The sequence below is a fragment of the Aeromonas sp. QDB30 genome, from assembly GCF_027707645.1.
Classification (GTDB): domain Bacteria; phylum Pseudomonadota; class Gammaproteobacteria; order Enterobacterales; family Aeromonadaceae; genus Aeromonas; species Aeromonas caviae.
Genome location: NZ_JAPCIY010000104.1, coordinates 1 through 10,052 on the forward strand (window position 1 = coordinate 1; position 10,052 = coordinate 10,052).

At 65.1% G+C, this 10,052-nt stretch carries 8 protein-coding genes and 1 pseudogene; 5 read left to right on the forward strand and 4 right to left on the reverse strand.

Annotated elements, in window-relative coordinates; all coding sequences use genetic code 11:
- Positions 1-157 precede the first annotated feature (157 nt).
- Together PG896_RS19495 and PG896_RS19500 are read left to right on the forward strand one after the other, a co-directional pair.
- Positions 158-850, forward strand: a complete 693-nt coding sequence (locus PG896_RS19495) for an aspartate/glutamate racemase family protein (protein ID WP_128345179.1) — start codon at positions 158-160, stop codon at positions 848-850.
- 217 nt (positions 851-1,067) lie between these two features.
- Positions 1,068-2,282, forward strand: a complete 1,215-nt coding sequence (locus PG896_RS19500; RefSeq protein WP_113069657.1) for an aldose 1-epimerase family protein — start codon at positions 1,068-1,070, stop codon at positions 2,280-2,282.
- Positions 2,283-2,342: 60 nt separating this feature from the next.
- Here the strand turns inward: PG896_RS19500 and PG896_RS19505 are convergent, their stop codons facing one another.
- Positions 2,343-4,133, reverse strand: a complete 1,791-nt coding sequence (locus PG896_RS19505; protein ID WP_171865571.1) for an AMP-dependent synthetase/ligase — start codon at positions 4,131-4,133, stop codon at positions 2,343-2,345.
- 181 nt (positions 4,134-4,314) lie between these two features.
- Here PG896_RS19505 and PG896_RS19510 point away from each other — a divergent pair, with 181 nt between their 5' ends.
- Positions 4,315-4,857, forward strand: a complete 543-nt coding sequence (locus tag PG896_RS19510; RefSeq protein ID WP_010672910.1) for a hypothetical protein — start codon at positions 4,315-4,317, stop codon at positions 4,855-4,857.
- Between the two features lie 73 nt (positions 4,858-4,930).
- Here PG896_RS19510 and rimI read toward each other — a convergent pair whose 3' ends face one another.
- Together rimI and PG896_RS19520 are read right to left on the reverse strand one after the other, a co-directional pair.
- A complete protein-coding gene (gene rimI, locus PG896_RS19515) occupies positions 4,931-5,380 on the reverse strand; it encodes a ribosomal protein S18-alanine N-acetyltransferase (RefSeq protein WP_113978432.1) in 450 nt (149 codons plus the stop codon).
- 74 nt (positions 5,381-5,454) lie between these two features.
- Positions 5,455-5,892, reverse strand: a complete 438-nt coding sequence (locus tag PG896_RS19520) for a hypothetical protein (RefSeq protein WP_081332050.1) — start codon at positions 5,890-5,892, stop codon at positions 5,455-5,457.
- Positions 5,893-6,108: 216 nt separating this feature from the next.
- Between PG896_RS19520 and PG896_RS19525 the strand changes: the two genes are divergently transcribed.
- Together PG896_RS19525 and viaA are read left to right on the forward strand one after the other, a co-directional pair.
- Positions 6,109-7,716, forward strand: a complete 1,608-nt coding sequence (locus PG896_RS19525) for an ATPase RavA domain-containing protein (RefSeq protein ID WP_270836103.1) — start codon at positions 6,109-6,111, stop codon at positions 7,714-7,716.
- An 85-nt stretch (positions 7,717-7,801) separates the two neighbouring features.
- Positions 7,802-9,256, forward strand: a complete 1,455-nt coding sequence (viaA, locus tag PG896_RS19530; RefSeq protein WP_270836104.1) for an ATPase RavA stimulator ViaA — start codon at positions 7,802-7,804, stop codon at positions 9,254-9,256.
- A gap of 24 nt (positions 9,257-9,280) precedes the next feature.
- Here the strand turns inward: viaA and PG896_RS19535 are convergent.
- Positions 9,281-9,979, reverse strand: a pseudogene (locus PG896_RS19535) (diguanylate cyclase domain-containing protein); the annotation flags it as partial.
- Positions 9,980-10,052: the final 73 nt, after the last annotated feature.

Here is a 10,052-nt window from a genome sequence, read left to right on the forward strand (position 1 = left end):
GGATTTAGGGACTCAGAATACTTTTTTCTGAAAATCAAGGCGGCCTTCCCCGGAAAGCCGCGATGAACCTTTTTTATTGCCGGGGCGGTGCGATCAAACGCGCCCCCTGAGGGATTGCAGCATTGGTTTGCACCATCGGGTGACATAAGGAGATCCCATGAAATGTATCGGTCTGCTGGGTGGCATGAGCTGGGAGTCCACCGTCAGCTATTACCAGGCCCTCAACCGGGGAGTACGCGAGCGGCTCGGCGGTCTGCACTCGGCGCGGGTGCTGCTGAGCAGCGTGGATTTTGCCGGGATAGAGCGGTTGCAGCACGCCGGTGACTGGCCCGCCACCGCCCGTCTGCTGGCGGCCGAGGCCAGGGCCATTCAGGCCGGTGGCGCCGATTTCCTGCTGATCGGGACCAACACCATGCACAAGGTGGCGCCGGAGATCGAGGCCGCCATCGACATTCCCCTGCTCCACATCGCCGATGCCACGGCCCATCGCCTCCAGGCCGACGGGGTGACCCGGGTAGGCTTGCTCGGTACCCGCTTCACCATGGAGCAGGATTTCTACAAGGGGCGGCTCCAGGAGCGCTTCGGGCTGGAGGTGCTGGTGCCTGATGACGCTGCACGGGAGCAGGTGCACCGCATCATCTATGACGAACTCTGCCTCGGCGACATTCGCGAGTCGTCTCAGGCCGAGTATCTGGCCATCATCGCCGATCTGGCACAGGCCGGTGCCCAGGCGGTGATCCTGGGTTGCACCGAGATCGCCCTGCTGGTGGGGGCGTGCCAGGCCGCCGTGCCTCTCTATGACACCACCGCCATCCACGCCGAAGCCGCGGTGACGCTGGCCCTTGCCTGATGTGATGCGGGCGGGGTGACCCTCTCGGCGCCCCGCCTGTTTTTTCCTCCTTTCATAACTGTGAGTCAGCCTTCATTTCAGCAGGGCTGAAGCCGTTTTTAGTCAATCGGCTCACATTTCCTCTTTTTGTCTCTTGAGTCCGGGGCGTCAGACGCCTAGTTTTCGATCACTGAAACGATTCAGCTTTCACAAAAACAAGAGACACGAGGATAAATCCATGTTGAAGAAACTCTCCATTGCCGTGCTGCTCGCCCTGGGCGCCACCGCGGGTCACGCCGCCGAATTTCTGCTGACCGACTCCCAGCAAGGGCTGGATGTGGGGGACTGGAAGATCACCAGCGAGAAGCTCGGCATCAAGAGCCCGGTTCCCTTCACCATCGAGAAGAAACGCCTGCACGGCGGCCGCCAGGAAGGGGTGGATCTGCTCATCGTCGACAACGGCGTCATGAAGATCACCTTGGTGCCGACCCGCGGCATGGGGATCAAGGAGGTCAAGGCGGCGGATCTGCGCCTCGGCTGGGATTCACCGGTCAAGGAGGTGGTCAACCCCGCCTTCATCGATCTCGAGAGCCGTGGCGGCCTCGGCTGGCTCGACGGCTTCAACGAGATGCTGGTGCGCTGCGGCTACGAGTGGACGGGTCATCCCGGAGTGGATGACGACGGCCGCCTCAAGAGCCTCCATGGCCGGGTGCAGAACATTCCCGCCTCCGTGGTCAGCGTGACCGTGGACGACGAGCCGCCCTATGCCATCCACGTGCTGGGCCGGGTGGACGAGCGCACCTTCAAGATGAGTGAACTGGTCACCTGGACCCAGCTGAGCGTGGTGCCCGGTCAGGCGGAGTTTGCCCTGCAGGACAAGCTGACCAACCACGCGGACTACGAGAACGAGTACCAGATCATCTATCACGGCAACTTCGGGGCTCCCATTCTGGAGGAGGGAGCCAGGGTGAGCACGCCGGTGAAGCAGATCTCCCCGTTCAATGACTACGCCAAGGCCGGACTCAAGGGTTGGCAAACCTATCTGGGGCCCACCAAGGGCTTCGACGAGATGGTGTTCAACCTGGTGCCCTACAGCGACGCCGACGGCAATACCCTGGCAGTGCTGAACAACCGGGCCGGCAACGCCGGAGTGGCGGTAGGCTACAACACCCGACAGCTGCCGGTGCTGACCCTGTGGAAGAACACCGACACCCGGGCCCAGGGCTATGTGACCGGCATCGAACCCGGTACCAGCTATGCCTACAGCACCAAGTACCAGCGCCCGCTCGGGCTGGTCCCCAAGATCCAGCCGGGGGAGACCAAGACCTTCGATCTGACCTATCGCCTGCTGCAAAATGCCGACGAGGTGAAGCAGGCCCTGGCCCGGGTGGAGAAGATCCAGGGCGGTCGGGCCACCGAGCTGCGCGAGCAACCCCTGGTCAAGCTGCCATAAGGGAGAGACGCCCAGCAAAAAGCCGCTCCATGAGCGGCTTTTTCATATCAGGCCCGTCGATCAGACGTGGCTGTACATGGCTTCTATCTCGCGCTGGTACTTGGCCTCGATGATCTTGCGGCGCAGCTTCATGGTGGGGGTAATCTCCCCGAGCTCCATGGAGAAGGCGCTCGGCAGCAGGGTGAACTTCTTCACCTGCTCGAACTTGGCCAGCTCCTTTTGCAGATCCTGAATGCGGGCCTCGAAGAACTCCATCACCCGGGAGTGGCGCAGCAGCTCGGTCTTGCACTGGTACTGCAGGTTGATGGAGCGGGCATACTCCTCCAGGGACTCGAAGCAGGGCACGATGAGCGCCGACACGAAGTGGCGGGCATCGGCGACGATGGCAATCTGCTCGATGAAGCGATCCTTGCCGAGGGTCCCCTCGACCAGTTGCGGCGCCACGTACTTGCCGTTGGAGGTCTTCATCAGCTCCTTCAAGCGCTCGGTGAAGTAGATGTTGCCCTCGTCATCCAGCTCGCCTGCATCGCCGGTGCGCAGGAAGCCATCCTCGGTCATCACCTCGGCGGTGGCCTCTGGTTTGTTGTAGTAGCCACGCATCACGGTGGGGGCGCGCACCAGCAGTTCATTGTTCTCGCCGAGTTTCACCTCGATGCCGTTTAGCGCCGTGCCGATGGAGCCCAGCCTGAACTGGGTGTCTTCATAGCAGCAGACGGTGGCGGTGGTTTCGGTCATGCCGTAGCCGTACTTGAGGTTGAGCCCCATGGCCTGGAAGAAGAGATTCACCTCGTCCGCGAGACGGGCGCCCGCCACCGGCAGGAAGCGGGTGCGACCGCCGAAACGGGCGCGCAGTTTGCGAAACACCAGGCGCTCGGCAAGCCAGAGCTGGCCATAGAGCAGGGGAGAGGCGGACTTGCCCGCCTGACGGGTGGCGACCATCTGTTTGCCCACCCGGGTGGCCCAGCCGAACAGGGCGCGGCGCAGGCGCGGCGCCTGGGCGACCTTGGCCTGGATCATGGCGTAGGCCTTCTCGTAGAGGCGAGGCACGGCGCACATCACGGTGGGCTTCACCTCGCCGATGACATCCATCACCTTCTGCGGGTCGCGAATGTAGACGTTCTCGGCGCCGCAATAGAGCACGTAGTAGCTCCAGGCGCGCTCGAACACATGGCTCAGCGGCAGCATGCAGAGGGAGACATCCTGCTCGCTGAGGTCGAGGCGAGCGTCATGCATCTCGAAGCAGGCGGCCATGTTGGCGAAATCGAGCATGACCCCCTTGGGTTCGCCCGTGGTGCCCGAGGTGTAGATCAGGGTCAGCAGGTCGTCCATGCGGTAGTGGCGCTCGCGCTCGCGCAGCACCTGCTCGCTGGGTTGGTGGTTGCCGGAGACGAGGAAGGTCTGGAAGTGGCTGGCCGAGGCGCAGCCGCGCAGATCGACGGTGCCGTCCAGGGCGACGATGTGCCTTATCTCGCCGCTGTCGATGAGGTGCAGCGCCTGATCGAACTGGGGCTGCTCCCCCACGAACAGCATCCTGATGCCGGCATTCTTGACGATGTAGCGCAGCTGATCGAGGGTGCTGGTGGGGTAGATGGGCACGCTGACGCCGCGGGCGGCCAGGATGCCGAGGTCGGCCTGGGTCCACTCGGGCATGTTGCGGGCATAGATGCCGACCATCTCGCCGGACTGGTGGCCCGCCCGGATCAGTCCCTGAGCGCAATAATCCATGGCCTGACCCAGGGTTCGCCAGCCGATGGCGCGCCACTGGCCATCCTGCTGGACGCGCAGGGCGGCCTTGTTGCCAAGGCGGGCAATACGCTCACGCATCACTCTAACCAGATGAAACTGCGACATCTCACGCATCCTCAAGTAACAGTTGTGCGCCCGCAGGGGCACCAAAATCGGGGCTGGAGTTTAAACTCTAACATTACAGCTTACAAGTGTGCGCCATTTGTCCTGGATCACAAAGTCGTCAACCAGATGAGAGTGAGGCATGATAGGAGGCAGGGATCGGATTCATTCAGGGAGTTGCACCATGAATATCGGGATCAAGAGCCTGTTCACCGGCGTGTTGCTGCTGTTGGCGGGGGCAGGCGCCCTCTGGTATCTGCTGGGGGGCGCGGGGGAGCAGGAGAATCCCTGGCTGAGCGGCGCCGAGGGCTATGAGCAGGCGCAGCGGCTGGCGCTGAGGGAAGGATACCCCTTGCTCTACGTGATCGAGCGCGCCAAGTGCCGACGCTGCAAGGCGCTGAATACCAGGCTGTGGCGTGCCCCCGAGATGCAATCCGCCTTGGCGGGGCTGGTGAAGGTGCGACTCAACCCGGATGCGGGGGATGGCAGCGAGCACATTCTGCGCCGCTTCCCCCAGGTTGCGACGGCCCCTGGCATCTATGTCCAGCGACCGGGTGAGCCGCTTCGCCCCATCAAGATCGCGGTGGATATCGAACAGATCTGGATGCCCGGCGTTACCTATGGTCGTGGCTTCTTCATGCCCCTCTCGGGAGCCGCCTTCGAGGCCGTGCTGAGGGTGACCCTGAGCCTGGAAGACCCCTCCATCGACAACGCGCCCCTGCCCTGAGGGGGAAGCGAAGCGGGGGAGTCTGGGAGGTCAGAGGGGGTGTTGCCCGCTGACGGCGGTCTGCAGCGGGTTGTCAGCCGAAGTCGAACAGACGGGACATCAGCACGGCATCCTCCCTCTCCTGCCCGGTGCCGTAGTAGTCGGCGCGGCGGCAATATTCGGCAAACCCCTCGCTCTCGTAGAGGTTGATGGCGGTGCGGTTGCCGGCCCTGACCTCCAGGAACCAGGCCTCGGCCTTGCCGGCCTTGCTGCGGACCAGGTACTCCCTGAGCAGCGCCCGCCCCAGCCCCTTGCCCTGAAAATCGGGGTGCACGCAGAGATTCATCAGGGAGCTGTCTCCCGCCACCAGATCCGAGATGTAGAAACCGGCCGGTCGTCCGTCCACCAGCATCAGGCCGTTGAGATAGCGCGGCCCGAAGCAGGAGAGCAGGTTGGCCTGGCTCCAGGGCTCCTGGTGGGCGGCCTGCTCGATGGGGTAGATGGCTTCGAAGTCCGATTCGAGCAGGGGGCGAAAGTGGGGCAAGAGGTCAGACATGGTCACTCCGGACGGGATTCAGGCTTGCGATGGACACCATGGCCGTGCCATGGTCGTGAGCATCAAGGGGTGTGGCGCTGCCGGCACTGCTGCCAGAGGGCGCGCTTGTGCGCCCCATCGGGCTTGAGCGGGCAGACCAGGGCATCGGGCCAGCGAGGGTCCGGCGCCGTCAGCCAGAGCAGGGGCAAAGCGCCCCCTGCTGGCAGGGAAGGCATCTCGGACAGCAGGGAGACCTCGTCCGTGCCAAGGCCGAGCCAGCGGCAGATGTCCCCGAGCAGGGAGGGCGCGGGCAGCGTCTCTGCCAGCAGCCAGAGCTTGCCGGTCGGCAGAGGGGCAGTCTCCTGCGGGGCCAGCGCCTCGTCGGCGGGCGTGTTTGCCGGCTGCGCGGCGCCGTCGGGGCTGGTGCCTCCCGCCAGGAGTCGGCCTCTCTGTTGCCAGAGGGGGATGCCCATGCGGGCCAGGATGCGCTGGCGCAGCGGGTCCAGCAGGGGATCTTGCATGGCGAAGGCTCACTCTTGATCTGCGTTGGGGTAAATAATGATGCGCAGAGTACACTCTCGCGGGATTTGCTGCACCCCGGACGTGCGCTTTTCGCCCTGTGGCGATGGCAAACGAGCGCCTCCCCGGGGGCAGAGATGACAGACAATGAGAGTGGGGCGGGGCCAGAGGCCGGACCCCGTCACCACGGATGACCTATCAGCTTCGGAACTGTGCCTATGCCGCCTTTAGCCCAGAATACTGTTCGTGCCACCCCCATCCATGAGCGCCTGCCACGGCTCCTGGCCGCCCTCGGGGAGGGGCTGTATGAGCGCCAGGACGCCCTGCGGCTCGGCCTGCTGGCGGCCCTGTGCGGCGAGAGCGTCTTCCTGCTGGGCCCCCCGGGCATCGCCAAGAGCCTGATCGCCCGCCGGCTCAAGCTGGCGTTTCACGATGCCCGCCATTTCGAATACCTGATGACCCGCTTCAGCACGCCGGAGGAGGTGTTCGGCCCCCTCTCCATCCAGGCGCTCAAGGAGGACGGCAAGTATCTACGGCTCACCGCCGGCTACCTGCCGGAGGCCGAGGTGGTCTTCCTCGACGAGATCTGGAAGGCGGGCCCGGCCATCCTCAACACCCTGCTCACCGCCATCAACGAGCGGCAGTTTCGCAACGGCGACAGCCAGCACCCCATCCCCATGCGGCTGCTGGTCACCGCCTCCAACGAGCTGCCGGCCCCGGACAGCGGGCTGGAGGCGCTCTACGACCGCATGCTGGTGCGGGTCTGGATGGACAGGGTGCAGGAGAAATCCAACTTCCAGGCCATGCTGGCGAGCGATGGCCAGTCCCACCAGAATCTGACCCCCTCGGTGCAGATCCGGGGGGAAGAGTACGCCGCCTGGCAGGAGCAGATAGAGCAGGTGCGCCTGCCCGATGCCTGTTTCGAGCTCATCTACCAGTTGCGCCAGCAGCTCGACAGCCAGCTTGGGCACGGCTGCTATGTCTCGGATCGGCGCTGGAAGAAGGCCGTCAGGCTCATCAAGGCGAGCGCCTTCTTCAACGGCCGCGACGAGGTGGCCCCCCTGGATCTGCTGCTGTTCAAGGATTGCCTCTGGCACGACGAGGCCTCCCGCACCGCGCTGCTGGAGATGATCGGCGAGTTTTCCCGCCTCTACGGCTACCAGCAGCTGGCGCTGACCCGGCAACTGCTGGCCCTGCGCGAGCGGTTCAAGCAGTTGCAGGGGGCCGTCGCCCAGCGCATCGGCAGCAAGGCGGTCAAGCGCAAGCAGTGGTTCGGTCGCCGCGCCCGCGGCACCGAGCTGCCGCTCGCCAACGCCAGGGCGTTCGGCAAGCAGGTGCACTTCCACCTGCTCACCCCGGCGCCCCTGGACGGCGGCGATCCCGACCGCCTGACCGAGACCCTCACCTTCGATCGCACCCTGCTCTCCCACTGGCACCCCACCGGGGAGGCCCTGGTGGGCTGGCAGCTCGGCAATCCCAAGGAGGGGCACTACGAGCTGGTGCTGGACGAGCAGCTGCGGCTGCACGTGCTGGATATCCAGCGCCAGCCCGTGCCCCTGGTGCTGGTGGAGCGGACCCCCATCCCCGAGGTGGTGATGAGCCCCTGGCTGGCGGAGCTGGAGGAGCTGGCGAGCCAGATGGTCCGGGTGCAGCAGAGCCTCAAGGGGCAGCGCAGCCTGTTCGATCGCCACCAGCCCCATCTGTTCGTGGGGGACAACTGGCTGCGCCAGGTGGAGGACAGCTTCTTCGTGCTGAACCGGGATCTGGAGCGGCTCGGCACCGAGCTGCAACAGTGGCGGGATCGCCTGCCCAGGCTGGATGCCTGATGGTGTTCGACGTGGCGCTGGCCCCTAACACGAGCCGCCTGCCGTTGCGGGATGGCACCCTGCGTCCCCTGCACAGGGAGTGGGCATGCTAGAGATCGGCATGATGGATCTGGGGCTCCTCATCGGCGAGGGGGAGCTGGCGGGGGAGATGGCGCTGCTGCTGGCCTCCACCCCGAAGATCTCCGAGTTCATCAAGCGCTCTCCCCTGCAGGGCAAGCTGCTCAGAAAGCGCATCCAGACCTGGAGCGAACAGCTTGGCGAGGAGATGCGCCACAAGCCGGTGCCGGTGGCGCTGGAGCAGGAGTACCTGCTCTATCAGGCGCACCGCCTGCTGCCCCTGCCGGAGCTGGTGGGGCGCCTGCCCGCCCTGCTGGAAGCCCTTGAGCAGCACAGCCCTTTTGCGGGGGATGCCCGCAGCCTGGTGCGCCAGATAGTGGCCCAGCCCACCGAGGGGTTGCGCCAGCTCTTCATCGAGAAGTGGCGTGCCAGCCTGGTGGGCAGCCTGTTGCAGTTGCAGCAGCAGATAGCGGAGGCGGAGCGGGAGAAGCAGCGCCAGGAGATCGAGGATCAACTGCTGGCCAACCGGACCCTGGCCGATGCCCTGGATCCGCACCAGATCTCCGCCGGGGGGCTCTGGGATCTGGCCCAGGGGAGCTGGCACAAGCGCAGCCTGGCGCTGGTGAAGCAGTACGCCGGCATGTTGCAGCAGGAGCCTTTGCTCGCGGAGATCGCCGCCCTGCTTGGGCGCAGCGAGCGGGAGCGGCGCAGCGAGGACAGGACGCTGCCGCCGGTGCCTGTGCACGAGCTGGAGGAGGTGCAAAGTGACGATGTGCCCGACGATCTGGTGGGGGTGCACCCGGCCAGCGATCTGATGCGCCTCCTGCCGAGCGAGGCGGTGATGCTGGCGCTGCCGGAGCTGGAGCTGGAGTTCTATCGCCGTTATCTGGAGCGGCGCCTGCTGAGCTACCAGTCGCGGGGCACCCTGCCGCGCCAGCGTCTGATGCTGCGCTCCCCCGAGCAGGGAGGGCAGGAGGTGCAGCCGCGTGGCCCTTTCATCGTCTGCGTCGATACGTCAGGTTCCATGGGGGGCTATCCGGAGGAGTGTGCCAAGGCGCTGTTTCTCGCCCTGCTCAAAGGGGCGATGGAGGAGAAGCGGGGCTGCTATCTGATGCTCTTCTCCACCGAGGTGGCGACCCTGGAGATCACCGCCGACACCGGGCTTGAGAAGGCGGAGCGCTTTCTCTCCATGAGTTTTCACGGGGGGACCGATCTGGTGCCCTGCCTGGAGCAGGCCCTGACCCAGCTTGAACAACCCGCCTTTGCCAAGGCCGACGTGCTGGTGATCTCCGACTTCATCGCCCAGAACCTGCCCCACGCCCTGCTCGAGCGGATGAACCGGCGACGGGCGCAGCAGACACGCTTCCATGCGGTCGCCATGTCCCGTCACGCCAAGACGGCCATACTGCGGGTGTTCGACAACAGCTGGTTGCTGGATTGCGGCCTGCGCGGACGCCTGCTGCGGCGCTGGCAGCGCAGCTAGGGGCAGGCCGGCACTGTCTGGGGGTCAGACGCCGGGCCTGTGGCAGAGGCCCCGTTCGTTGACCTGCTCCTGATCCAGCAGCGGCTGACCGCTTGGCTGGGCAATGTAAAAACCCCGCTTGCCGCTGCGCTTGACCCTGTACATGGCCTGATCCGCCCGGGCCAGTGCTGCGCCGAAATCGTCCTGGGGCCGGATGGCCGCAATCCCCATGCTCAGTCCCACCGAGGCGTCCCCGTTGGGCAGCTCGAAGGGGGTGGCGATGGCATCGATGCACTGGCGGGCGAGGTGGCTGGTGCGGGGATCGTCGCACGCCCAGGGCAGCAGCAGCACGAACTCGTCCCCGCCGATGCGTCCCAGCCGTACCTCCTCGGCGCAGCAGTGGCGAAGGCGCTGGGCAAGGGAGACCAGCAGTTCGTCACCTGCCCGGTGGCCCAGGTTGTCGTTCACCAGCTTGAAGTCATCGAGATCGATGAAACAGATGGCCTGGTACTCCCCGGGAAAGTGGCGGTGCAGCGCGGTGCGGTTGAACAGGCCGGTGAGGGGATCCCGGTGGGCAAGCTGGGCGAGCTGCTGCTCGTACTCCTTCTCGTGGGTGATGTCGATGTGGGTGCCCATCACCCGGACGGGGTTGCCCTGATCATCCCGCTCCACCACCCGGCCCCGGTCCAGCACCCAAGTGGTCTTGCCATCCTTGGCGATCATGCGGTGCATCGCCTGATAAAAGGTTCATCGCGGCTTTCCGGGGAAGGCCGCCTTGATTTTCAGAAAAAAGTATTCTGAGTCCCTAAATCCATAT